At 70.7% G+C, this 22,794-nt stretch carries 24 protein-coding genes; 16 read left to right on the forward strand and 8 right to left on the reverse strand.

The genetic code is table 11. The annotated features are described in order from the left end of the window. The first annotated feature begins 111 nt into the window (after positions 1-111). The 6 genes from ABD332_RS07660 to ABD332_RS07685 all read left to right on the forward strand — a co-directional run bounded on the left by ABD332_RS07660 (position 112) and on the right by ABD332_RS07685 (position 6,741). Entirely contained in the window at positions 112-2,505 is a 2,394-nt protein-coding gene (locus ABD332_RS07660) for an immune inhibitor A domain-containing protein (protein ID WP_425552148.1), read from the forward strand. 62 nt (positions 2,506-2,567) lie between these two features. After that, positions 2,568-3,032: a hypothetical protein gene (locus tag ABD332_RS07665; RefSeq protein ID WP_344501064.1), complete on the forward strand. Its 465-nt coding sequence runs from the start codon at positions 2,568-2,570 to the stop codon at positions 3,030-3,032. A 34-nt stretch (positions 3,033-3,066) separates the two neighbouring features. After that, positions 3,067-3,564 carry a redoxin domain-containing protein gene (locus tag ABD332_RS07670; protein ID WP_344501066.1) on the forward strand — a complete coding sequence of 166 codons (498 nt, stop codon included), beginning with the start codon at positions 3,067-3,069 and terminating at the stop codon, positions 3,562-3,564. After that, positions 3,561-4,115, forward strand: a complete 555-nt coding sequence (locus tag ABD332_RS07675; RefSeq protein WP_344501068.1) for a DsbA family protein — start codon at positions 3,561-3,563, stop codon at positions 4,113-4,115. Before ABD332_RS07670 ends, ABD332_RS07675 begins: the two co-directional genes overlap by 4 nt. A gap of 449 nt (positions 4,116-4,564) precedes the next feature. Beyond that, positions 4,565-5,191, forward strand: a complete 627-nt coding sequence (locus tag ABD332_RS07680) for a GOLPH3/VPS74 family protein (protein WP_344501070.1) — start codon at positions 4,565-4,567, stop codon at positions 5,189-5,191. A gap of 110 nt (positions 5,192-5,301) precedes the next feature. Beyond that, the gene (locus tag ABD332_RS07685) at positions 5,302-6,741 is read left to right on the forward strand and encodes an APC family permease (RefSeq protein WP_425552149.1); all 1,440 of its coding nucleotides are present in this window, start codon (positions 5,302-5,304) and stop codon (positions 6,739-6,741) included. Positions 6,742-6,828: 87 nt separating this feature from the next. Here ABD332_RS07685 and ABD332_RS07690 read toward each other — a convergent pair whose 3' ends face one another. The 3 genes from ABD332_RS07690 to ABD332_RS07700 all read right to left on the reverse strand — a co-directional run bounded on the left by ABD332_RS07690 (position 6,829) and on the right by ABD332_RS07700 (position 9,340). Further along, a complete protein-coding gene (locus ABD332_RS07690) occupies positions 6,829-7,023 on the reverse strand; it encodes a hypothetical protein (protein ID WP_344501074.1) in 195 nt (64 codons plus the stop codon). Continuing rightward, positions 7,020-8,090, reverse strand: a complete 1,071-nt coding sequence (locus ABD332_RS07695) for a LacI family DNA-binding transcriptional regulator (protein ID WP_344501076.1) — start codon at positions 8,088-8,090, stop codon at positions 7,020-7,022. The genes ABD332_RS07690 and ABD332_RS07695 overlap by 4 nt, the downstream gene beginning before the upstream one ends. A 140-nt stretch (positions 8,091-8,230) precedes the next feature. Continuing rightward, the gene (locus ABD332_RS07700; protein WP_344501078.1) at positions 8,231-9,340 is read right to left on the reverse strand and encodes an MBL fold metallo-hydrolase; all 1,110 of its coding nucleotides are present in this window, start codon (positions 9,338-9,340) and stop codon (positions 8,231-8,233) included. A 302-nt stretch (positions 9,341-9,642) separates the two neighbouring features. Here ABD332_RS07700 and ABD332_RS07705 point away from each other — a divergent pair, with 302 nt between their 5' ends. Both ABD332_RS07705 and ABD332_RS07710 read left to right on the forward strand, forming a co-directional pair. Next, complete coding sequence (locus tag ABD332_RS07705) at positions 9,643-11,019, forward strand: helix-hairpin-helix domain-containing protein (RefSeq protein WP_344501080.1); 1,377 nt, start codon at positions 9,643-9,645, stop codon at positions 11,017-11,019. Continuing rightward, complete coding sequence (locus ABD332_RS07710; protein WP_344501082.1) at positions 11,019-12,071, forward strand: OmpA family protein; 1,053 nt, start codon at positions 11,019-11,021, stop codon at positions 12,069-12,071. Before ABD332_RS07705 ends, ABD332_RS07710 begins: the two co-directional genes overlap by 1 nt. Before the next feature lie 58 nt (positions 12,072-12,129). Here the strand turns inward: ABD332_RS07710 and ABD332_RS07715 are convergent, their stop codons facing one another. Then, positions 12,130-13,728, reverse strand: a complete 1,599-nt coding sequence (locus ABD332_RS07715; protein ID WP_344501084.1) for an alpha/beta hydrolase — start codon at positions 13,726-13,728, stop codon at positions 12,130-12,132. 371 nt (positions 13,729-14,099) lie between these two features. Between ABD332_RS07715 and ABD332_RS07720 the strand changes: the two genes are divergently transcribed. From ABD332_RS07720 to ABD332_RS07740, 5 genes are all read left to right on the forward strand, one after another. Continuing rightward, positions 14,100-14,747, forward strand: coding sequence for a hypothetical protein (locus ABD332_RS07720; RefSeq protein WP_344501086.1), 648 nt, complete (start codon positions 14,100-14,102; stop codon positions 14,745-14,747). Positions 14,748-14,876: 129 nt separating this feature from the next. Further along, positions 14,877-15,395, forward strand: coding sequence for a SigE family RNA polymerase sigma factor (locus ABD332_RS07725; RefSeq protein WP_344501088.1), 519 nt, complete (start codon positions 14,877-14,879; stop codon positions 15,393-15,395). Then, entirely contained in the window at positions 15,392-16,564 is a 1,173-nt protein-coding gene (locus ABD332_RS07730; protein WP_344501090.1) for a TolB-like translocation protein, read from the forward strand. Before ABD332_RS07725 ends, ABD332_RS07730 begins: the two co-directional genes overlap by 4 nt. Before the next feature lie 410 nt (positions 16,565-16,974). Further along, positions 16,975-17,736, forward strand: a complete 762-nt coding sequence (locus ABD332_RS07735; protein ID WP_344501092.1) for an RNA ligase family protein — start codon at positions 16,975-16,977, stop codon at positions 17,734-17,736. Further along, positions 17,733-18,863, forward strand: a complete 1,131-nt coding sequence (locus ABD332_RS07740) for an AAA family ATPase (RefSeq protein ID WP_344501094.1) — start codon at positions 17,733-17,735, stop codon at positions 18,861-18,863. The genes ABD332_RS07735 and ABD332_RS07740 overlap by 4 nt, the downstream gene beginning before the upstream one ends. On the opposite strand, the gene ABD332_RS07745 is transcribed toward ABD332_RS07740, so the two are convergent. The 3 genes from ABD332_RS07745 to ABD332_RS07755 form a co-directional block, all read right to left on the reverse strand. Continuing rightward, on the reverse strand, positions 18,853-19,587 hold the full coding sequence (locus ABD332_RS07745; protein WP_344501095.1) for a hypothetical protein: 735 nt from the start codon (positions 19,585-19,587) through the stop codon (positions 18,853-18,855). The genes ABD332_RS07740 and ABD332_RS07745 overlap by 11 nt on opposite strands. 81 nt (positions 19,588-19,668) lie before the next feature. Continuing rightward, positions 19,669-19,947 carry a hypothetical protein gene (locus tag ABD332_RS07750; RefSeq protein WP_344501096.1) on the reverse strand — a complete coding sequence of 93 codons (279 nt, stop codon included), beginning with the start codon at positions 19,945-19,947 and terminating at the stop codon, positions 19,669-19,671. Between the two features lie 29 nt (positions 19,948-19,976). Next, positions 19,977-20,258 carry a hypothetical protein gene (locus ABD332_RS07755; RefSeq protein ID WP_344501097.1) on the reverse strand — a complete coding sequence of 94 codons (282 nt, stop codon included), beginning with the start codon at positions 20,256-20,258 and terminating at the stop codon, positions 19,977-19,979. A 145-nt stretch (positions 20,259-20,403) separates the two neighbouring features. On the opposite strand from ABD332_RS07755, the gene ABD332_RS07760 reads away from it, so the two are divergent. Genes ABD332_RS07760 through ABD332_RS07770 form a run of 3 tightly spaced genes read left to right on the forward strand, consistent with a single transcriptional unit; the run spans position 20,404 to position 22,326 of the window. Further along, positions 20,404-21,447, forward strand: coding sequence for an App1 family protein phosphatidate phosphatase (locus ABD332_RS07760; RefSeq protein ID WP_344501098.1), 1,044 nt, complete (start codon positions 20,404-20,406; stop codon positions 21,445-21,447). Between the two features lie 40 nt (positions 21,448-21,487). After that, positions 21,488-21,928 carry a MarR family winged helix-turn-helix transcriptional regulator gene (locus ABD332_RS07765; protein WP_344501099.1) on the forward strand — a complete coding sequence of 147 codons (441 nt, stop codon included), beginning with the start codon at positions 21,488-21,490 and terminating at the stop codon, positions 21,926-21,928. Continuing rightward, on the forward strand, positions 21,925-22,326 hold the full coding sequence (locus ABD332_RS07770) for a hypothetical protein (RefSeq protein WP_344501100.1): 402 nt from the start codon (positions 21,925-21,927) through the stop codon (positions 22,324-22,326). Before ABD332_RS07765 ends, ABD332_RS07770 begins: the two co-directional genes overlap by 4 nt. Here the strand turns inward: ABD332_RS07770 and ABD332_RS07775 are convergent. Then, positions 22,323-22,787, reverse strand: coding sequence for a VOC family protein (locus ABD332_RS07775; protein WP_344501101.1), 465 nt, complete (start codon positions 22,785-22,787; stop codon positions 22,323-22,325). The two genes, ABD332_RS07770 and ABD332_RS07775, sit on opposite strands and share 4 nt — an antisense overlap. Positions 22,788-22,794: the final 7 nt, after the last annotated feature.

Genomic DNA, 22,794 nt, shown 5'->3' on the forward strand with positions numbered 1-22,794 from the left:
TTACCCCGATGTGGATCTTTACACCCTGCAAGGACCACTTAGTCTCTCGCGACAGGTGCATCGAGGCATCGACATCATGCCTTGGTGCTTAGCCCCACCAGGGAGGTACCTGTGCGTAAGTTGACCGTGGGACTTCTGAGTCTCACGCTTGCGTCGGGTATGGGGGTGTTCGCCGGGGGTGGTGCCGCGTACGCGGTGCCGTCAGCCGGGGGACCTTCCGTAGCCGACGCCGCGTCACCCTCCGACGAGTTGCCGAACCCGTTGGAGGACAAGCGGCGCGAATCCCGTGAGGTCGCGATCTCGCAGATCCTGAGCGGCCAGGCGACGCCGGAGAAGCGTGGATCGAGCACGGTCGTCAAGATCGGCAAGAAGGGCCAGGTCGGGAAGGGTGGCGACACCAAGACCAAGAAGGCCCGCGTCGACCAGTACGTCGAGCTGAGCCGCGAGAAGACCGACAAGATCTTCGTCGTCCTCGCCGAGTTCGGCAACCAGCGGCACCCGAGCTACCCGGACCAGGACACGAGCGCCGCCACCCCCGGGCCGACGGTGTTCGACGGGCCGCTGCACAACGCCATCCCGGAGCCGGACCGGTCGGTCGACAACTCGACCCTCTGGGAGCAGGACTTCAGCCAGCAGTACTTCTACAACAAGTACTTCGCGACCGGCAGCGGCGCGGAGTCCCTGAAGACGTACTACGAGAAGCAGTCGTCAGGGCGCTACAGCGTCGACGGTCTGGTGACCGACTGGGTCAAGGTCCCGTACAACGAGGCCCGGTACGGCCGCAGCAACGGCTACCCGTGCGCCAGCAACGTCTGCAGCAACACCTGGAACCTGATCCGTGACGCGGTCGACGCGTGGGTCTCGGGCCAGAAGGCGCAGGGCAAGACCGACGCCGACATCGCCGCCACGCTCGCCTCCTACGACCAGTGGGACCGCTTCGACTACGACGGCGACGGCGACTTCAACGAGCCCGACGGCTACATCGACCACTTCCAGATCGTCCACTCCGGTGGCGACCAGGCCGATGGCGACCCGTACCAGGGCGAGGACGCGATCTGGAGCCACCGCTGGGCGGCGTTCCAGAACTTCACCAGCGGCCCGACGTTCAACCAGATGGGTGGCACGCAGATCGGCAACACCGGTCTGTGGATCCGTGACTACACGATCCAGCCCGAGAACGGCGGCCTGAGCGTGTTCGCGCACGAGTACGGCCACGACCTCGGCCTGCCGGACCACTACGACACCTCGGGCGCCGGCGGCAACGCCGAGAACCCGGTCAACTGGTGGACCATCATGGCGCAGAGCCGGGTCAGCAAGGCGGGCGACAACAACATCGGCGACCGGGCCGCCGACCTCGGCGCCTGGGACAAGCTGCAGCTCGGCTGGCTCGACTACGAGATCGTCGTGGCAGGGCAGAACAAGACGCTCGACCTCGGGCCCCACGAGTACAACAGCAACAAGGCCCAGGCCGTCGTCGTGGTCCTGCCGAAGAAGCAGATCGTCACCCAGCTGCCGACCCCGCCGGAAGGCACCAAGTCCTGGTGGAGCGGCTCCGGCGACAACCTCAACAACTCGCTGACCCGCAGCGTGGCGATCCCCGCCGGGACCACGACGCTGAGCTTCAAGGCGGCGTGGGACATCGAGGACTGCGGCCCCGACGCGTGTGACTACGCCTACGTCGAGGTGGACGACGGCACCGGCTTCAAGTCGATCCCGGGCACGATCACCACCGCCGCCGAGGGCAACGGCATCGACGGTGCCAGCAACGGCTTCGTGCCGGCGTCGTTCGACCTGTCCGCCTACGCGGGCAAGACGGTCGGCCTGCGGTTCCACTACTTCACCGACGGTGCCGCCGGCGGCATGGGCTTCTTCGCCGACGACATCAAGGTGACCAACGGCGCGACCACGGTCTTCGCCGACGGTGCCGAGGCCGGTGCCAACGGCTGGACCGCGGTCGGGTTCACCGCCGTGGGCAGCACGCTGACCACCGCCTACGACAACTTCTACATCGCCTCGAACCGCCAGTACACGTCCTGGGACCAGTACCTCAAGACCGGGCCGTACAACTTCGGGTTCGCGAGCAAGCCCGACCTCGTCGAGCACTTCGCGTACGAGCAGGGTCTGCTGGTCACGTACTGGGACACCTCGTTCTCGGACAACAACACCAGCCAGCACCACGGCGGCGGCCTGATCCTGCCGATCGACGCGCACCCGGACCTGGTCTACAAGCTGGACGGCACCCCGTGGCGTCCGCGCATCCAGGGCTACGACGCGACGTTCGGCCTGACCAAGGCCGGCTCGTTCTCGCTGCACTACGGCCCGAACAGCACCTCGAGCTACATCCGTGGCCAGAACGGTGTCGCCACGTTCGACGACAGCAAGAACTACTACCGTGAGGACCCCGCCACCAACACGTACTACGGTGTCAAGGTCCCCAACAACGGTGTGAAGATCAAGGTGCTGTCGACCAACGGCACCAGCGTGAAGGTCCGCATCACCGGCTGAGATCCTAGCCGCTGATTCGACATCGCGCGGAACCGCGCGCGGCCGGAGGAGGTCCAAGTGCCATGAACAAAGCACTGGGCCTCCTCCTCGCCGTTTCCGCGCTGTCCCTGCCGGTCGCGTTGACCGGGTGCGCCGCGAAGTCCGCCGACAAGGCCGCCGACAAGGCCGCCGCGCCCGCGCCCTCCGTCTCGTCCGCGCCCTCGACGCCCGCGCCCTCCCCGTCGAAGTCCGCGCCCGGCCCGGACACCTCGGTGCTCACCACGCTGCCGTCCGGGGTGCCGAAGACCACCGCGCCGCACGAGCCGACCGACGACTTCTCCGTCCTCACCACCACCGGCCAGGTCCGCGTCGCCGGCGCCTGCGTCGAGCTGGTCACGGACAAGATGGTGTGGGTCCTGATCGGCCCGCCCGCCGCCGGGCTGCGCGCCGGCCAGCGGGTCAAGGTCACCGGCCTGCCCGACCCGAGCTTCGAGTCGCAGTGCACCGGCAGCCCGCTGAAGGTCACCACGGTCACCCCGTCGGAGTGACCCGCCCCGCCGCAGCCCGGCGAACCGTTGAGGAATGAGCGGTTCTGTATCCCCGGCGCTGCACGCAGGACAGCGTGCACCCGACTTCGAGTTGCCCGTCGCACCGGATCATCGGGTCGGCACGGCCCAGTACCGTGGCCGCCCGGCGGTGCTCGCCTTCTACCCGGCCGACTGGAGCCCCGTCTGCGGCGACCAGATGGCGCTGTACCAGGCGGTCATGCCCGAGTTCGAGCGCTACAACGCCGGCGTGCTGGGCATCTCCGTGGACAACGTCTGGTCGCATCGGGCGTTCGCGCAAGACCGGGGGATCACCTTTCCGCTGCTGGCCGACTTCGAGCCCAAGGGGCAGGTGGCCCGGCGGTACGGCGTCTACGACGATCGCGCGGGGGTCTGCGAGCGGGCCCTGTTCGTGCTCGACGGCGACGGCATGGTGGCCTGGAGCCAGGTCACGGCCGCCGGCGTCAACCCCGGCGCCGACGGCATCCTCAACGCGCTCGAAGGCCTCGACAGCGGACGGCGGCCGGTGCTGTGACCACGACCCCCTTCCAGGTGACGGTGGCCCGGCTGGTGGTGCCGGTCGGGCCCGACGAGCACGCGCAGGGCGAGGGCACGGTGTCGCTGGTCGAGTACGGCGACTACCAGTGCCCCTACTGCGGCATGGCGCACGCGATCGTGCGGGACCTGCTACGGCTGCGACACGAGACGGTCCGCTACACGTACCGGCACTTCCCCCTCACCAACGTGCACCCCTACGCCGAGCTGGCCGCCGAGGTGGCGGAGGCGGCCGCGGCCAGAGGGCGGTTCTGGCCCGCGCACGACTGGCTCTTCGAGCACCAGCGCAGCATCAACCCGCGCCAGCTCATGGTCGGCGTCGAGCGGCTGGGCCTGCCGTCGGAGGAGATCGCCGACGAGGTCGGCGCGCACGTCCACCTCGACCGGGTCCGCCGCGACTTCGTCGGTGGGGTCCGCAGCGGGGTCAACGGCACGCCGACGTTCTTCATCAACGGGGTCCGCCACGACGGCGGGTATGCCCTGGAGGAGCTGCTCGAGGCGGTCGACGAGGCCGCCGAGGCGGCCACCTGACGTTTCCGCAACCGTGAGGCCGGCTCTCATTACGCGCTGTGTGGGAGCCGGCCGTCAGGCGTGTCCGGCGCCGACTACCCAGTGCGATATCGATCATTGACTTCTGTACCGCAATCAGCAGCGGATAAAGCTCAACAATGCCTCGGCCGTACGGATCCGAATGTTACCCAGGGTGTGAATGGGTGCCGTTTGGACCCGAATTACTGCACCTCACGCTCGGTAGCCTCCGCTGGCTGTGCCCGGCGTCAATATCACTTGTCTGAAGACAATCATTCAAAATCCTCATTACATAAGTTGCGGTGGCACTGTCCCGCAGTGCATGCTTTCGCGTTGGGTCCGTGAGATCTTTCGGATCCAAACTGAGCTGAAGACGGATGTGCGGTGACGGTTCGCGCCAGGCTGGGGTTCGTGGCGCGCTTCACCCTGCCCTCTTCGAGGAGTGCGGGCGGATGCTGCTTGCAGATGACTTCTTCCTGATCGCGCACGACGACAGGGACGGCCGGTCCCGTCTGTCGCAGCGGGCGGTCGAGCTCGGCCTCGCGGGAGCGATGCTCGGCGAGCTCGTCCTGGAGCAGCGGATCGTCTGCGAGGGCGCCCGGCTGCGAGTGATCAACCGGGAACCCCCGTCGGATCCGCTCGCCCACACCAACCTCGCCACCATGGTCGCGGAGACCCAGCACCGCGAGATCCGCACCTGGCTGCTCTTCCTCGGCCAGACCGCGGTCGACGCGGTCGGCCAGCGGCTCGCCCGCGTCGGCCTGGTCGAGCAGACCCAGGTGCGGCGGCTGCTGCGCACCACGACCCGGTGGGTGGCCACCGACATCAACCTGCCGGCCGGGCGGGTGGTGCGGCTGCGCCGCCTGCTCACCGGGCAGGAGCCGATGCGGGTTGCCGACACCACCCTCGCCGGCCTGGCCGACGCGACCGGGCTCACCGGTCACGTCCTGTGGGACACCGACCAGACCAGCATCAGAAGACTTCAACAAGCGGTGGGCGCACTGCCGCCACCGCTGCGCGACCTGATCCTCCAGGTCGAGGCGGCGGTCGGCGACTCGGTGCTGTCGCAGCGCGGCTAGCGGACTTTCCTCTCCCCTTCCCCCTCAAAACCCCTGGAGGACCGATGTCCGCAACGTCGCCTGCGCGACCGAGCGTGGTATCCCAGGCACTGGCCCGAGACCGTCTCGGCGTGCCGTCCGTCATCATGTTCGCCCTCACGGCGGCCGCCCCCCTCATGGTGGTCGGCGCCCTGGTCTCGTCGGCCTGGGGCTGGGTCGGCGTGACCGGCTTCCCGCTCGCGTTCGTCATCATCGCCGTGGTGCTGGCCGTGTTCAGCTTCGGCTACGTCGCCATGTCCCGGCACATCACCAACGCCGGCGCGTTCTACAGCTACATCTCCCAGGGCCTCGGCCGGCCGCTCGGCGTCGGCGGGTCCCTGGTCGCGCTGCTCGCCTACAACCTGCTGCAGATCGGCCTCTACGGCGCGTTCGGCTTCTACGCCTCGCTGATCCTGGCGGACAAGGCCGACCTGAATGTCGACTGGTGGATCCTGGCGCTCGCGCTGTGGCTGGTCATCGCCGTGCTCGGCCTGCTGCGGGTCGACGTCAACAGCAAGGTCCTCATGGTCCTGCTGGGCGCCGAGCTGATCGCCGTGACGATCTTCGACTTCATCTTCCTCAGCAACCCGGCCGAGGGCGGCGTCAGCCTCGAGCCGTGGAACTGGAGCTCGCTGAAGGACGCGGCCGGCCCGGCCTTCGCCGTCTGCGTCACCGCGTTCGTCGGCTTCGAGGCCGCCCCGGTCTTCGCCGAGGAGGCCAAGGGCAAGAACCGGACCGTCGCCGTCGCCACGTTCCTCGGCCTGGCCGTCATGGTCGTCTCGTACGCCGTCACCAGCTGGGCCGCCGCGGTCAGCATCGGCGTCGACGCCACCGTGCCGGCCGCGCAGGAGATGGCCGAGTCCGGCGGCCCGTTCTTCCCGACCCTCGCGGAGAAGGGCGGCGCCTGGGCCGCCGACCTCGGCCTCGTCCTGCTGACCACCAGCATCGCGGCCGCCGCCCTGAGCTACCACAACACGACCGCGCGCTACGCGTTCGCGCTCGGCCGCGAGCGGGTGCTCCCGGCGTTCTTCGGCCGCACCCGGGCCCGCTCCGGCGCCCCGTCGTCCGGCTCGATCTTCCAGACCGTGATCGCGCTCGTCGTGCTCGTGCTCTTCGCGGTCCAGGGCTGGGACCCGATGCTCAACCTGTTCTTCTGGCTGGGCACCTCCGGCGGCGTCGGCGTGCTGTTCCTGGTCTTCACGACCTCGCTGTCGGTCATCGGGTTCTTCCTGAAGGACGCCCGCGGCGAAGGCGCCTGGTCCCGGCTGATCGCGCCGATCCTGTCGTCGGTGGCACTCGGGTACATCATCTGGCTCGTCGTCGACAACTTCGGCGGCCTGCTCGGCTTCGCCCCCGGCACCGAGAACGCGGCCGTCTGGGCGTTCCCGGCGGCGTACGGTGCGGTCGCGGTCATCGGCGTCATCTGGGCGCTGATCCTGCGGGCCACCAGCCGGCAGGACTACGACGCGATCGGCCTCGGCGCCCGCGCCAGCGCCGCCCGGGCGGACACCCCGGACTACGCGGCGCTCTAGCCGCACGCAGAAGGGCCCGGGGCGGTTGCCCCGGGCCCTTCTGTCGTTCAGGCGTGCTTCAGGTTTCGCGGCCGGTCCGGCCCCGCGTTACCCGTAGGTGAGGGCCGGCGTGGGCTCGACTCGGTCGGCCGCGCGGCGCAGCGTGCGCGCGGTGAAGTTGCGCATCTTGCCCATGGTGGCCGACTCGCGGCGACGGTCGTCGATGACGGGGGCGTTGGGCATGGCCGAGTTCGCCTCCAGGCGGACGGCCTCCAGCGACATGATCAGGGCGATCGGGGTCATGACTTCTCCTTGGCAGTGTTGGGTCCGGTGGTCGACCTGACCACCAGGGATACGGGCAGCGTCAGGCGACGCAGCGCCGGGTCTTCGGGCGGGTCGAGCAGCAGCTCTCCCGCGAGCCGCCCGCGCTCGACGCTGGGCTGGCGGATGGTGGTGAGCCCGGCGGCGTCCGCCTCCGGGATGTCGTCGAAGCCGGTGACCGAGACGTCCCGGCCGGCCTGCAGGCCCCGCACCCGCAGCGCGTCGAGCACGCCGAGGGCCAGGACGTCGGAGGTGCACAGGATCGCGGTCGCCCGGTCGAGCCGGTCGAGCGCGTGGGCCGCCGCCTCGGCGCCCTCCTCGCGCTGGTTCGCGGCCGCGTTGATCAGCACGACCCGCTCCCACGGCACGCCCGCGGCCAGGAACGCGTCGCGGAAGCCGCGGACCCGCTCGCCGGTCACGTAGTAGCGCAGGTCGTCGGGGTCGGCGTGCACCTGGCTGGTGACGCCGTCGTCGACGATCCAGTGCGCCACCACCGCGATGTCGCGGTGGCCGAGGTTGACGATGTGCTCGCCCAGCCGGCGGGCCGCCGCGCGCTCGTCGATGCCGACGTAGCTCGCCTCCGGCCCGAACGCCTGCGGGTCCTCACCGATCACGATCGGCACGCCGCGGGAGCGCACGAGCTCCAGCGCCGAGTGCCAGTCGGGCACGCAGTAGAGGCAGAAGGCGTCGACGGCGGCGTTGCTGATGACGCGCCGGCCGGCCGCCTCGTCCTTGGGCAGGTTGAGCAGCAGCAGCGAGGTCTCCCGCGCCGAGGCCGCCTCCGCGAGCCCGCGCAGGTAGGCCACCGCGTAGGGGTCGGTGAACGCCATCGACAGGTTGTCGGTCAGCAGCACACCGATCGCGTTGACCTTGCCGCTGCGCAGCGAGCGCGCCGTCGGGTTGGGCCCCGAGTAGCCGAGCCGCTGGGCCGCGGAGAGGATCCTGGCGCGCAGCTCGGGGGAGAGCTGATCCGGCCGGCTATAGGCATTGGACACCGTGCTGCGCGACACGCCGAGCTCGTCGGCGATGGTCTGCAACGTCGCCTTCATGGTCGGGCTCCTCCCTTCTCTGCATCGATCCAGTTCCTTCTGTATCGATACAGTACGTCGGGAGGCCGCCTATCCGCCAGCCTTTTGTCGGGTCCTTGCATGTGTGCCCCGACACGTGCCCTGAGCTGCTCGTTTAATCCTTATGCAATGGGGCGCCACCACGGTTCAACTGACGGCAACGCGTCGATGTTGAGCCGGTCACCTGGTCGCGGGATCGCGAGCGTGATGTCCCGCGCGGCGGCCTCGTCCAGCAGCCGCTCGACCGGCTCCGACCACGCGTGCACCGCCAGGTTGAACGTGCACCAGTGCAGCGGGATGAGCACCCCGGCCCGCACGTCGAGGTGCGCGCTCGCCCCGTCCTCGGGCTTCATGTGGATGTCCGGCCACGCGTCGCCATACGCACCGACCTGGATCAGCGACACGTCGAACGGCCCGTGCTGCTCGCCGATCTCCTTGTAGCCGCCCCAGTAGCCGGAGTCGCCCGTGTAGAACACGCTGCGCCGCTCGCCCTTGACCGCCCACGACGCCCACAGCGTGCCGTCGCGGGTGAACCGGCGGCCGGAGAAGTGCCGCGCCGCCGTGGCGGTCAGCCGGACGTGCCGGACCTCCACCGACTCCTCCCAGTCCAGCTCGATGATCCGGTCCAGCGGCACACCCCAGCGCTCCAGATGCGCGCCGACACCCAGCGGCACCAGGAACGGCGCCTGCTGCGTCCTGGCGAGCGCCTTGATCGACGCCAGGTCCAGGTGGTCGTAGTGGTCGTGCGAGATGACGATCGCGTCGATCCTCGGCAGCTCCTCCAGCCCCAGCGGCATCGGGTGCAGCCGCTTCGGCCCCACGAACGACGTCGGCGAGCACCGCTCGCTCCACACCGGGTCGAACAGCACCCGCACGCCCTCGACCTCCGCCAGCGCCGTCGAGTGCCCCAGCCACGTGACATGCAGGTCGCCGTCCTGCTTCGCGGGGAACACCGGCCGCACCACCGGGATCACTCCCCTCGGCCGCCGCGGCTGCTGGCCGAAGATCAGCTGGCGGAACGCGTCGGCCATCGCGCCGTCCGGCAGGGCCTCGGCCGGCACCGGGTTGACGAACTTGCCGTCCCCGAACTGCGGGGAACGCCGCATCCGCTCCGCCCTCGCCCCCGACGCGACCGCGCCGAGCTGCGCCGGAAGGTCACGCAGCGCCCACGCCACCCCACCCGCCGCAGCCGCGACCGCCGCCAAGGTCAGGACCCGTGTCGTCTTGCCCATCCTTCGTCGACCTCCAGTTCACCCGCCATGTCGTGAGCTTCAGCACCAAGCTTTCCATCGGCACCACATCAACGGTTGCACGGATTTTCCGCCGTCTTGGCGGTCACGCCCCGTCACATGCCCTCTCATCAGCGCAAATGCTCCGCAACCTTTTCCCGCGCCCCGCCCGCGCCCGCCGTGATCGAACAGAACCGGCAGGTCGCGCCGTCTTTCCGGCTCTGTTGCGAAGCCATTGAGGTATGGAAAGCTGCCCGCAAACTTCCCCCATCACGCGTCGGTCACTTTCCCCCCGGAGGCCCGTCGTGACCTGGTTCATCAACCAGTCACTGTTGTTCATCATCGTTGCGTTCCTCCTCGGCCTGCTCGTCGGTTACCTCTGGTGGGGCCGTCAGGTGCGCCGGATCCGTTCCGAGGAAACCACCACCACCCCCGCGCCCCCCCAACCCCTCGTCGCCGCAGCGCCGGCCGAGCCCGTCGCGGAGCCGGCGCCTGTCGCCGACCCCGAGCCTGTCGCGGAGCCGGTCACCGAGCCCGTTGCCGAGCCGGTCGCGCTCGCGAAGTCGGAGCCCGTCGCGGAAGCCGACCCCGAGCCCGAGCCCGAACCGGTCGCGGCTTCCGCGGCCGAGCCGCTGCCGGCCGAGCCCGCGGCAGGAGACCCGGTCGTCGAGGACCCGGCGCCCGTCGCGGTCGAGGAGACCGAGCCGGCCGCCGAGGTCGAGCCCGTCGTCGAACCCGAACCCGCTGCCGAATCCGAACCTACTCCCGACCCCGAGCCGGTCACCGCGGCCGAGACGCCCGCTGTGGACAACCCGGTCGTTGTGGATGACGAGTTGGTCGCCGAGGTCGAGTCCGCGTTCGCGGCGGTGCCGGTCCTCGAGGACGAACCCGAGGCGGCGGAAACGCCCAAGGCCGAGGACGACCTCGCCAGGATCGAAGGCATCGGCCCCAAGATCGCCGCTGCGCTGAAGGCGGCGGGCATCACCACCTATGCCGAATTGGCCGATGCCGAGCGGTCCGCCTTGGAGGACGCGCTCGCCAACGCCAATCTGCGATTCGCACCGAGCATCGGCTCGTGGAGCCGCCAGGCGCGTCTCCTCGCGGACGGCGACGAGGCAGGATTCAAGGAGCTCACGGACTACCTGATCGCCGGTCGTGAGCCGACCCCCAAGAAGCCCGTCGTGGCACCGGATCCCGTTGCCGCGGTCGAGCCCGTACAGGAGCCGCAACCCGAGCCGGAGCCGGAGCCGGTTGCCGGGATCGCCCCCGAGCCGGAGCCCGAACCGGTCGTCGCACCCGAGCCGGAGCCGGTCGTCGAGGCAGAGCCGGAGCCGGTCGTCGCGGCGGTGGTCGTGGACGACGGGCCGCCGGACGACCTGCAGCGGATCGAGGGGATCGGCCCGAAGATGTCGGCCGCGCTCCTCGCCGCCGGCATCCGGACCTACGTGAAGCTCGCCGAGTCCGACGTGGACACGCTGCGCACCGCGATCGAGGCGGCCGACCTGCGGTTCGCCCCGAGCATCGTCACCTGGGCCCGGCAGGCGCGACTGCTCGCCGACGGCAAGGAAGAGGAGTTCAAGGAGCTGACCGACTGGCTGATCGCCGGCCGGGAGCCGACCGCGAAGCCTCCGCTCGGCGGCACCGCCGAGACCGCCGCCGGCAGCGACGCCGGGTCCGCCTGATGGCGGGCACGACGACGACCCGGACCGTGCGGCACGAGCTGCGCAGGGTCAACCCGGTGGTGCCGATCGTCGTCGGCGTGGTCGGGCTGGCCGCGCTCGCGGCGGGCATGGAGGTGCCCTTCCGGCACCACGTCGAGACCGTGCTGACCGACCACACGAAGGTCGCGCTGAGCAACGCCGGGATCGACGCGCAGGTGTCGTTCACGGGGCGGGACGGCACGGTGCGCGTCGGCTCCGCCGACGAGAAGCAGCAGGCCGAGGACGTCTCGCGCGCCGTGGAGGGCGTACGGGTCGTGACGGTGATCGCGCCGCCGAAGGTCGAGGTGCCGCCGTCGCCGGTCGCGGTGAAGTTGCTCGTCGACGCGGGGAAGGCGACGCTCACCGGTACGGTGGCCGACGACGCCGCCAAGTCGGCGCTCGCCGACGCGGTGAAGACGGCCTTCGGCAGCGAGAACGTGCTCGACGAGGTGACCGTCGACGCCAAGCGCAGCACCGACGGCGTCAAGATCGCGGCGCTGGCGCCGGTGCTCGTCGCGCTCGGCAAGGAGACCAAGGCCGGGGTCGTCGACCTGCAGGGCGGCACGGTGACGCTGACCGGCACCGTGGTGTCGCAGGCGGTCAAGGACCAGGCCGAGCAGGCGGCCCGCGAGGTCACCGGCATCGTGCGCAACGAGCTGGCGATCGGCGAGGCCAAGGCCGAGCAGGTGCAGACGCAGCTGGTGGCGCTGCCGACGGTCGAGTTCGAGAACGACAAGGCGACGCTGACCCAGCAGGGCCAGGCGGTCGTCGCCAACGTGGCCTCGATCCTGAAGGCCAACCCCAGCATCCGGATCAGCATCGAGGGCCACACCGACAGCACCGGCACCGAGGCGAGGAACCAGACGCTGAGCGAGGCCCGTGCCAAGACGGTCCTCGACACGCTGGTCGCGCTGGGCATCGCGCCGGAGCGGCTGACCTCGAAGGGCTTCGGCGAGTCCCGCCCGAAGGTCCCCGACACCAGCGACGCCGCCAAGGCGATCAACCGCCGGGTCGAGTTCATCGTCCAGCAGTAGCTCCTGTACGAAAGCGGGGCCCCCGGTTCTCCGGGGGCCCCGCTGTTTGTAGCGCGATCTAGTGGTGCACGGGGTACAGCGGCGCGCGCACCGCGCTGCTGTCGGCCCGCAGCGACTTCGCCTGCAGCGAGACCTCGGTCGGGTCGGGCTGCGGCAGCGGGTCGCAGGTGGCGTCGGCCTTGTCGCCCTGCTTGCGGGCCGGCAGCTTGCCGGTCGCGAGATAGTCGGCGATCACGTTGTCGACGCACTCGTTGCCGTTGAGCGAGTTGGCGTGCGTGGTCTGGCCGACCTCCGCCAGCAGCGCGCTGTTGGGGAAGCGGCGGCGCGCCTCGAGGCTGCCCTCGAACGGCGTGGCGGCGTCCAGCGTCGTGCCGACGAACAGCACGCTCTGGACCTTCGAGCCGTCGACCTTGACCGGCTTGGACACCTTGCCGGGCCAGAAGAGGCACGGCGCGTTGTACCAGGCGTTGTCCCAGGTCATGAACGGCGCCTTGAGGAACGTGCGCCAGTTGTCGCGCTCCCAGGTGTTCCAGCTCTGCGGCCACTGGGTGTCGGTGCACTGCACCGCGTTGTAGACCGCGAAGCCGTTGTCGTCGCCGGGGGCGACGTAGTTCTCGTACGCCGCGACGATGAGGTCGGTGTTCTTGTCGTTGGCCCAGCCGGCGAACGCCTCGGCCAGCTCCAGCCACGTCGACTGGTAGTAGCCGGCGTACAGGAAGATGTCGGCGAACTCGTCCGCGCCGACCACGCCGCCGGCCGGCTTGCTGCGGAGCTTGTTCTGCTCCGCGTACCAGCGCAGCTGCACCTCGGTGCCGGTCTTGCCCAGGTGGTAGACCGAGTCGTACTTGGCGACCCAGTCGAACCAGATGCGCTCGTTGCGCTCGAAGTTCACGTCCTGGTCCAGGTTCGCCTGGTACCAGACCTTGCGCACGTCGACGTTGCCGTCCAGCACCATGCGGCGCACCTGCTTCGGGTGCAGCGTGCCGTAGACCTGGCCGAGGTAGGTGCCGTACGAGAAGCCGTAGAAGTTGATCTGGCTGGCGCCGAGCGACTTGCGGATCGACTCCATGTCGTTGACGGAGTCCACCGTCGTCATGTGGTCCAGCAGCGCGCCGCCGGCCTTACCGCAGGCCTTGGCGTAGTTCTTGGACCGGTCGAGCCAGGTCTTCTCGATGCTCTGGTTCCACGGGATGTACTCCGGACGCGGACCGTTGAAGTAGTCGTTGTCGCAGGAGAGCGCGGGAACACTGGAGCCGACGCCGCGCGGGTCGAAGCCGATCCAGTCGTACGCCTGGCCGGCGCCGTTGGGGACGTACTCGCCCAGCACCGACAGCGTCAGCCCGGAGCCGCCGGGGCCGCCCGGGTTGACGAGCATGACGCCCTGGTAGTCCTTCGCGGCGACCTTCGCCTTGATCCGCGAGACGGCGATCTGGATCTTCTTGCCGTTGGGCTTGCTGTAGTCCAGCGGCACGTCGAGCAGGCCGCACTCGGCGCCCCGCCGCTGCAGGCCCGGGCTCTCGCACTGACCCCACGTGATCTTGGCGGCTCCCGCGGTGTCCGCACCGGGCGCGGCCGAGGCGCCGGTCGCCGGGACGACGACCAACGCCGTGGCCGCCGCGGTGAAGAGGGCGAGCCCCTTCACGGTCTTTCTCTCCACAAATCCTCCCAAATTTGCCCAAATGGGTGTATTCGGGCAGTTGATTCGGGCCAAACAATGTCACGCCGATCGTTTCGGGCGCGCCCGACGCGCGGAAGACCGGCGACCCTTTCCTCCACCCGAGCAACTCCACCCCGCCCGGGGCCCCGTCCCAGGGCCGGCGGCCCCGGCTGCCCCCGCCCGGGAGCCGCCATCGTTAGGCCATGAATGATTCCGGTACAGTGGAAAATTGAATTCGAATTGGAGTCTTTGAATTGTCAAGCAACCACTATTCCGCCGGGAACGCAGACGGATAGCCGCTCGACCTCGGGTTTCCCCACCCGGAAGCTGGACGTGGTCGCGATGACCACGACACGAGGGGAGCATCAGTCATGGCCAACCAGAAGCCATCGAACCGGCTCAGCCGACGCGGCATCCTCACCGGAGCGGGAGCCGGCGGCGTGGCCGCGGTCGCCGCCGCGATGACCACCGCCACCCCGGCCGCCGCCGCGCCCGGCGACCCGGTCCTCCAGGGCGCCGACAACAACGCCGGCACCGAGTCCACCGTCCTGCGCTCGACCTCCGACGCCGCCACGCTCGACGTCCGCAACACCGCCACCGTCGCCGTCGACGCCACCGGCTTCGACGCGGGCGTCCTCGGGTACTCCTCGAACGGCAACGGCGTCATCGGCCGCAGCGACATCGGCTACGGCGTCATCGGCGTCGCCGGCGACCTCGGCGGCATCGGTGTCGTCGCCTCCGCCCCGGACGAGTACAGCAAGACCGCCCTCTCCGTCCGCGGCCAGACGCGCTTCAGCCGCAGCGGCCTGGCGACCGTGCCGGCCGGCGCCAGCAGCGTGACCGTCACCGGCCTGCACCTGTACGCCTCGACCCGCGCCCTCGCGCTCGCCCAGCGCAGCACCGCCGTCTGGGTGAAGGCGGCGGTGCCGAACCCGGCCACCGGCGAGCTCCGCCTGCACCTCAACGCCGCCGCCCCCGCCGGCGGCGTCCCGATCGCGTGGTGGCTGCTCGAGGCGTAGGCCATCCGTCCGTCCGGGCCTGTTCGGCTTTGGCCGTCCGGGCCCGGTTCGGCTTTGGTCGGACGGGCTGCCAACCTCAGAGACCGTTTCCCTCGTGTACCGGGGCGACACAGTCATGAGGGGGTGCCGGTGGACGATGAGGCAAGTTTCCGGGAGTTCGTTTCGGCACGGATCGGGCGCCTGTCACGGGTCGCGTACCTGCTGACGGGCGAGCACCACGCGGCCGAGGACCTGGTGCAGGTGACGCTCATCAAGGTGGCCCGGCACTGGCGCCGGGTGGTTCAAGGCGGCACGCCGGACGCCTACGTGCGGCGTGCGCTCTACCACGAGCACGTCTCGTCGTGGCGGAGCCGGCGCGGCCGGGAGGTGCTGGCCGCCGACCCGCCGGAGCGGGACATCGGGCGGGACGAGTCCGCCGACACGGTGCGCCGGATCGTGCTGCGCAACGCGCTGGCGAGGCTGGCGCCGGGACACCGTGCGGTGATCGTCCTGCGCTACTTCGAGGACCTGTCCGAGGCCGAGACCGCCGACACGCTCGGCTGCTCGGTGGGCTCGGTCAAGAGCCAGACCCATCACGCCCTCGCCCGGCTACGGGTCGTGGCTCCTGAACTGGTGGAACTCATCGAGGACTCGGAGGTGCCGGCATGATGTCCCTGAAGGATGCGCTGGTCGATGCGGCCGACGACGCACGCGTCTACGACGTGACCGACCGTGCCGTAAGGGTGGTCCAGCGCCGCCGGACGCTGACCCGGCTGGTGCCGGTCGCGGCGGCCCTGCTCGTGGTCGCCGGCCTGGTCGGCGTCGCCTGGCCGCTCAGCAACGGAGGCGGCCAGGAGCCGTCGACGGCCGCCGACGGCCTGCCACGGCAGCTGACCCTGGACAGGTCCGCGCCGGTGCTCCCCGAGGACCGCGGCGTCGGCCCGGCCGCGCTGGCATTCCTGTACGACGACGGCGACCAGGGACGTTGGGCCCTGCTCGCCGCGGACGGCCGCCAGTACAAGGTGGACGGCCTGCGCGTGGACGGGATGTCGCCGGACGGCCGCTGGCTGCTGGTGCTGCGCTCCGAAGGATCCTGGGTGCTGCGGGACCTCACCGGCACCGCACGGCAGGAGTTCGCCGGCGTGGACACGAGCGCCGGCGCGAGCTGGTCCCCGGACAGCCGCCGGCTGGTGGTGCAGACCTCCAGCCGGTCCGGCGTCACGTACACCGTCGACCTCACCACCGGGGCCCGCAGCACGGCGCCGCCGGACCTGCCGCGCACCGCCCGGGTGTGCGCGGTGCGCAACTCGGGCGAGCTCCTGCTGTGCCCGCTGCCCGAGTCGTCCTTCTCCGGGCTGCGCCTGGCCGACGGCACGACCGGGCGGATCATCCGCGACATCCCCACGACCGACCTGGGCCTGCGCCCCACGGAGACGCTGCCCGAGTCCTTCGGGGCACCGATCCTGGACACGGACGACCGCACGCTGTTCATGCGCACCCACGACGCGGCCGACCCGGGCTCGGCCGTCGGGCAGAACACCTTCCTCGTCGGGTTCGACCTCGAGACCGGCCGGCTCACCCACCGGTACCCACTGCCCGACGACATCCCAGGTGCCCAACGCCCCTCCAACGGCGGGTTCGAGCACGGCCAGCCGGACGCCCGCTACGTCCTCGGCGTCCACCCCGAAGGCCCGCTCCTGCTACACCTCACCCCGAGCGAAACCGACCCGTTCCACGTCGGCTCCGTGACCATCGAACTGATCACCCGCGACACCGGCACCCTGCACACCGTCACCCACGCGTCCAGCCCGATCGGCCTGATCCGCTACCCAGGCTGACCGCCGCAACACGACCCGCCACGCGCCTGGCCGGACCCCCACCCGGCCAGGCGCGTGGCGTGTGCAGCTTCCGACCCGATGAGCGAAAACTAGGCCGTCTGGCCGAGCTCCGACGAGCCGCGAGCCGACTGCTGTCTTTCAAGAGCGCGTCGTCCGGCCCGGACGTGGCGTCCCGGCCGGACGGGCTTATGGCGCCGACACTTGCGCCGGGCGCCGCTTGCACGCCGAGCCGGGCGACGCGCAGCAAGCGTGTCGAATGCGGCCGTGACGAACAGGTAGGCCCGGTTACGGGTCTTGAGGGGGTGCGGGTGGAGCGCAGCTCCCCCGCTGGGGAGCGCGGCGGAGCCGTGCGCGGGGCACAGCGCAAAAACTGGTGTCGGGGGTTTGGGGCGGTCGGCTACAACGGTCAGGTGCTGCGCAAGTATCCGAGAACGCCTCACCTGCAGGGGTCCCGCCTGCAGCCGGGCGACCATGACCTGGCCCAGGTGCCGTTCGCGGAGCTGGTGGGGCGGCAGCTCGTCGTGGAGGAGAAGCTCGACGGGGCGAACTGTGCGGTCAGCTTCGACGCCGGTGGGGAGATGCTGCTGCAGTCCCGCGGCCACTACCTCACCGGCGGGCCGCGGGAGAAGCAGTTCGGGCCGTTGAAGGCGTGGGCCGCCACCGTCCGGTTCCTGCTGCAGCCGGTCCTGACCGACCGGTACGTCATGTACGGCGAGTGGCTCTACGCCAAGCACACCGTCTTCTACGACGCGCTGCCGCACCACTTCTGCGAGTTCGACGTGTTCGACCGGGAGACGGAGACGTTCCTGTCGACCGTGCGGCGCCGTGAGCTGCTCGAAGGGCTGCCCGTCAGCTCCGTGCCCGTGCTGCGCACCGGCCGCTTCGGCAAGCTCGCCGAGCTGACCGCGCTCGTCGGGCCCTCGACCTGCCGCACGCCGGGGTGGCGTGACGCGCTGCGCGAGGCCGCGGTCGCCGGCGGTGCCGACCCCGACCAGGTCGTCAAGGAGACCGACATGTCCGAGGACATGGAGGGGTTGTACCTGAAGCTGGAGTCCGCCGACGCGGTGCTCGGCCGGTACAAGTGGGTGCGGCCCAGCTTCCACACCGCGATCCTCGACTCCGGCAGCCACTGGCAGGACCGGCCGATCGTCGCCAACCGGGTCGGCGCGTGAACGGCTTCGAACGGCTGTGCCCGGACGGTCCCGAGTGGACGGTGCCGTGGGACGCGATCCGTGCCGAGTTCGACTGGGTCCGCCGGATGGACGGTGTGCCGCAGGACGCCGTGCACCACGCGGAGGGTGACGTCGCCACCCACACGCGGCTGGCGTGCGAGGCCCTCGCCGCGCTGCCGGCGTGGCGGGAGCGCCCGCGGGACGAGCGGGTCCGGCTCTTCGCCGCGGTCCTGCTGCACGACGCGGCGAAGCCGTTCTGCACCCAGGTCGAGGAGGACGGGCGGATCACCGCCCACGGCCACTCGCGGCGCGGCGACCTCATCGCGCGGCGGGTGCTGTGGGAGGCGGGCGTGCCGATCGCCTGGCGGGAGCACGTCGCCGCGCTGATCCGCCACCACCAGGTGCCGTTCTGGGCCCTGGAGCGGCCGCGCGGCGAGCTCGACCGGATCGTCCACCGGGTCAGCCTGCTGGCCCGCAACGACCACCTGGGGCTGCTGGCCACCGCCGACATCCTCGGCCGCGTCTGCGCCGACCAGGCCGGGATGCTCGACAACGTCGGGCTCTTCCTCCAGTACACCGGCGACGATGACTGCCTGGACAAGCCCCGGCGCTTCCCGTCGGACCACGCCCGCTTCACCTACTTCCGCAATCCGCTGCGGGAGGCGGACTACGCGGCCTACGACGACACCAGGGTCACCGTCACCGTCATGTCGGGGCTGCCCGGCTCCGGCAAGGACCACTGGATCGCGGCGAACCGCCCGGGCGTGGCCGTCGTCAGCCTCGACGAGTGGCGCGAGCGGCTCGGCGTCCAGCCCACCGGCGACCAGGGCCCGGTGATCGCCGCCGCGACCGACCAGGCCAAGGTGCTGCTGCGGGCGGGCACGCCGTTCGTCTGGAACGCCACCAACCTCACCCGCCAGCTGCGCGCCCGCTGCATCGGGCTGGTCGCCGACTACGGCGGCCGGGTCGAGATCGTCAGCGTCGAGGCGCCGCCCGACGTGATGCGCCGCCGCAACCGGGCCCGCCCGCGTCCGGTGCCGGACGGCGTGATCGACCGGATGGTGGGGCGCTGGGAGCTGCCCGACCCCACCGAGGCGCACCGGGTCGACTGGGTGCTCAACGCCTGATGTTGGACGCCGAGGTGATGCGCTGGCGCTGCATCGCGAGGGCCTGCAGGGCGGAGGAGCGCACCAGCAGCAGCGGGTTGAGCGGCTCGTTGGCCGCGATGGGCTGGGCGTAGGGGCGGTTCCCCACCGACCAGCCGTCGTGCAGGTCGTACTCGACGGAGAAGCTGCGGTCGCGGGCCTTCGAGTAGTCCAGCAGGATGCCGGGGCCGAGCGCCCGGGTCGCGACCTCGCCGGCCATGTGCGGGATCGGCGAGAAGAAGAACGCGACCTTCGGGATCGGCTGGAACAGGTCCACGTCGATCAGGTCGAAGATGCCGACGGGCTGGTACATGCCGTGCGTGTCATGGATGCACAGGCCGGCGCCGAGCTCCATCCGCCCGGTGTTGTCGATCTCCATGTGGCCGGCCGGCCCGCCCGGCGTCACGATGCCGGCGCCGTCGTTGCCGGAGACCGTCAGGACGCTGCCCAGCGGCGCCGGGTAGTTGTGCGTCGGCACGATCTTCGTGCTCGGCGCCATGCCCTGGTGGCGCGCCGTGAACATGGAGTAGGTCTCCTGCCACGTCAGTTCGAGGTGGCGTTCGAGGTAGTGGACCGAGAGCCAGATCGTGGGGACGCCGCTCGCCGAGGTGGCGACCGCGTGGAGGCCGAAGAGCGCGAAGTGGTGGTCGCGCAGCTGATCGATCGTGGCCTCGTTCATGTCGATCGTGAGTTTGTGCTGCTCCACGGCAGTCCTCCAAGGTCCGGCGGCGGTTGGTCCTCAGTGTGGAGCTGCTGCGTTGCACAATCGGGGCAATTCGCGAAATAGCTACGCGTTTCGCGCGGCGGTGATGACGACTCGGGCGGCCTGCTCCAGCTCGGCCCGATCGGGCGCGAAGGCGTCGGCGATGTCCGGGTGAAGGCTCGATCTCGCGACCTCCAGCAACCGGGCGGCGACCTCGTCGGCGGACTCGCCGTGGTAGTCCTGCTCGACGATCTCGGCGGCGCGCTGCAACGCCGAGCTCAGCTGGGCTTCGAGAGGCTCCTGCAGCTTCTGCGCCGCCGGGCTGAGCTGAGCGTCGTCCAGAGAGACGTGAAGTTCGTGCATGCCCGCGCGTTACCCATGTCGCTCGATTTTCACGCGCTGCGCGTCAGCAGCGGCATCGACCTGGGTGCGTTGCGCCGGACGGGGTAGGTCGAGCGGACCATCGCCAGCGCCCACGCCATCCGCGCGACGGCGGTGTCCGGGTGGTCGCCGAACTCGCCCGCGACCTGCGCCGCGCAGCCCTGGATGCCGACCCGCCGCAGCGTGGTCGCCACCGCGGTGCGGATCTCGTCCCGCCTGGGTGCCTGGGAGCACTGCAGGTTGGAAACGAACAGTGCCTCGGCTCGTACCGCCTCGAATGTCGTGGTTGCCATCTCGACCCCTTGAAGGTGTGTCCCTGATAACACCAACGCTAGAAGCGAAGAGGGGGTTCAGGCTCCCGGATTTATGCCACGGTCGCGGAATTGTCACCCTACGTGTGCTGGTGCGGCGGGGTGGGCGCTGTGACAGGGTGATCCAGTGTCGTTGACCCCATCAGGTCCGGTCCGCCTGCACCGCGCCGCGCGCATCGAGGACGCCTTCCACGACGTGCTGGAGCGGCGGCTCCGGCTGCGCGGGTGGAAGGTCGCCGTCACCCCGTACACCGGCTACGGCGGCCCAGGCTGGGTCCGCGTCCTCGGCCGGGTCCTGCTGGCCCGCCTGGACCCGAAGCCCGGCAGGCGCCTCAAGAAGCTGCGCGGCTGGCGCTCGTTCACCGCCGTCTCCGTGGCCAACGCGCCCGTGCGGATCACGGCCGGGGGGCGCACCTGCGAGGTCCGCTGCGACCGTGGCGGCTTCATCGACACCGTCATCGAGGCCGACCTGGCCCCGGGCTGGGCGACAGTCACGCTGGAGAGCGAGGACAGCGCCCCGGTCGAGGCGCCGGTGAGGATCATCGACCCCTCCGTCCGCTTCGGCATCGTGTCCGACGTCGACGACACCGTCATGGTCACGACGCTGCCCCGCCCGCTGCTCGCCGCGTGGAACACGTTCGTCCTCGACGAGCACGCCCGGGCCTCCGTGCCGGGGATGGCCGTCCTGTACGAGCGGCTGGTCAACGCCAACCCCGGCGCTCCGGTCTTCTACCTCTCCACCGGCGCCTGGAACGTGGCGGCGACGCTCACCCGGTTCCTGTCCCGGCACCTGTACCCGGCGGGCCCGCTCCTGCTGACCGACTGGGGCCCGCAGCCCGACCGGTTCTTCCGCAGCGGCCAGGCGCACAAGCGGGCGTCGCTGGCCCGGCTCGCCTCGGAGTTCCCCGACATCCGGTGGCTGCTCGTCGGCGACGACGGCCAGCACGACCCCGAGATCTACGCGGAGTTCGTCGCCGAGCACCCCGACAGCGTCGCGGCCGTCGCGATCCGGCACCTCTCGCCGACCCAGGCCGTCCTCGCCGGCGGCTTCCCGACCCCGGTCGGCAGCACCCGCCGCCTGCCCTCTTCCGCGGACGCCGCCCAGCGCTGGCTGCGCGCCCCCGACGGCGCCGGCCTGTGGCGCCTGCTGCGCGACACGGAGCTGCTGTAGTTAGTAGCCATGGCTACTATTGCCATGTACAGTTTCTGGCATGAGTCCTACACCCGGGTTCCTGGTCTGGCGGCTGTCCATGAAGTGGAAGGTCGCCGTGGACCGGGCGCTGGCGCCGCTGGGGCTCACGCACGCGCAGTATTCGCTGCTGGCCACCCTGTATGGCCTGCAGCACGACCCGCGCAGCGCCGAGCTGCCCAGCCAGCGGCGGCTCGCCGACCACACCGGCCTCGAGGCGCTGTACGTCTCGAAGCTCGCCCGGACCCTGGAGTCGGCCGGCCTGCTCGACCGGCTCCCCGACCCCGCGGACACGCGCGCCGTGCAGCTGCGGCTCACCGACCGCGGCCGCTCGGTCAGCGCCGAGGCCGTCGGCATCGTCCGTGAGCTCATGGCGGAGCTGCTCGCGCCGCTGCCCGCCGATCGCCAGGCCGCGTTCGTCGCGGACCTGCAAGCCCTCCTTCTGGAAAGAGGTCCGTCATGACCACCCTCAACGGGCGCATCCTCGGCCAGGCCGAGCGCGCCACCCGCGCCGTCCTCGACCGCCTGCTCGCCCGCTCCGGCACCACCTTTGAGCAGTGGGTCGCCGTCAACCTCACCGCCGCCGGCCCGCTGACCCGCGACGAGCTGCTCGCGCAGATGTCGGCCGGCCTCCGGACCGACCCCGCCGGCCACGTCGACGCGGCGTTCGCGGCCGGCCTGCTGACCGGCGACGTCGCCCTCACCGACCTGGGCCGTTCGCGATACGAGGAGATCAGCGCCGGGATCAACGCCATCACCGGGCAGATTTATGGTGATTTATCGCCAGAAGACCTCGACACGGCCGGTCGGGTCCTGCTGCAGGTCACCGCCCGCGCGAACGCCGCACTCGCGGCGGCCTAGAACTCCGGCATGACCATCCACAGGTGGCCGTCGGGGTCGGCGAAGGTCCCGGCGTAGCCCCACGGCTGGTCGGCGGGCTCGGTGACGACCCGCCCGCCGGCGGCCCGGGCACGCTCGATCACGGCTCGCACGTCATCGCGCCCGGGCACCGGCCGGTGCAGCACGCACTCGCTGGTGCCGGCCGGCGCGACGGCGTGCTCGCCGATCGCCCAGGCGAAGCCGTCGGCGGGCACCAGCATCAGGGCGACGCCGTCCGCGAGTTCGAACCGCAGCGGCTCCGGCAGCCCGTCCCCGCTCGGCAGCCCGTCCCCGCTCGGCTGGCCGTCCCCGCTCGGCTGGCCGTCCCCGCCTGGCTGGCCGTCCCCGCCCGCCGGCTGGATCGGCCCGGTTTCGAGGACGGCGCGGTAGAAGTCGTGGGAGGCCACGCGGTCGGCGACCGGCAGCGCGATGGTGAAGGTCATGCAAGGT

The organism is Dactylosporangium maewongense, assembly GCF_039531485.1.
Classification (GTDB): Bacteria; Actinomycetota; Actinomycetes; order Mycobacteriales; family Micromonosporaceae; genus Dactylosporangium; species Dactylosporangium maewongense.

Excerpts from the sequence above, each read along its gene's own strand:
- ABD332_RS07755 (WP_344501097.1), bottom strand. The coding sequence starts at position 20,258 with ATGGCAACCACGACATTCGAGGCGGTACGAGCCGAGGCACTGTTCGTT.
- ABD332_RS07665 (WP_344501064.1), top strand. The coding sequence starts at position 2,568 with ATGAACAAAGCACTGGGCCTCCTCCTCGCCGTTTCCGCGCTGTCCCTG.
- ABD332_RS07730 (WP_344501090.1), top strand. The coding sequence starts at position 15,392 with ATGATGTCCCTGAAGGATGCGCTGGTCGATGCGGCCGACGACGCACGC.
- ABD332_RS07680 (WP_344501070.1), top strand. The coding sequence starts at position 4,565 with ATGCTGCTTGCAGATGACTTCTTCCTGATCGCGCACGACGACAGGGAC.
- ABD332_RS07765 (WP_344501099.1), top strand. The coding sequence starts at position 21,488 with ATGAGTCCTACACCCGGGTTCCTGGTCTGGCGGCTGTCCATGAAGTGG.
- ABD332_RS07710 (WP_344501082.1), top strand. The coding sequence starts at position 11,019 with ATGGCGGGCACGACGACGACCCGGACCGTGCGGCACGAGCTGCGCAGG.
- ABD332_RS07770 (WP_344501100.1), top strand. The coding sequence starts at position 21,925 with ATGACCACCCTCAACGGGCGCATCCTCGGCCAGGCCGAGCGCGCCACC.
- ABD332_RS07700 (WP_344501078.1), bottom strand. The coding sequence starts at position 9,340 with ATGGGCAAGACGACACGGGTCCTGACCTTGGCGGCGGTCGCGGCTGCG.
- ABD332_RS07670 (WP_344501066.1), top strand. The coding sequence starts at position 3,067 with ATGAGCGGTTCTGTATCCCCGGCGCTGCACGCAGGACAGCGTGCACCC.
- ABD332_RS07695 (WP_344501076.1), bottom strand. The coding sequence starts at position 8,090 with ATGAAGGCGACGTTGCAGACCATCGCCGACGAGCTCGGCGTGTCGCGC.
- ABD332_RS07750 (WP_344501096.1), bottom strand. The coding sequence starts at position 19,947 with ATGCACGAACTTCACGTCTCTCTGGACGACGCTCAGCTCAGCCCGGCG.
- ABD332_RS07775 (WP_344501101.1), bottom strand. The coding sequence starts at position 22,787 with ATGACCTTCACCATCGCGCTGCCGGTCGCCGACCGCGTGGCCTCCCAC.
- ABD332_RS07720 (WP_344501086.1), top strand. The coding sequence starts at position 14,100 with ATGGCCAACCAGAAGCCATCGAACCGGCTCAGCCGACGCGGCATCCTC.
- ABD332_RS07690 (WP_344501074.1), bottom strand. The coding sequence starts at position 7,023 with ATGACCCCGATCGCCCTGATCATGTCGCTGGAGGCCGTCCGCCTGGAG.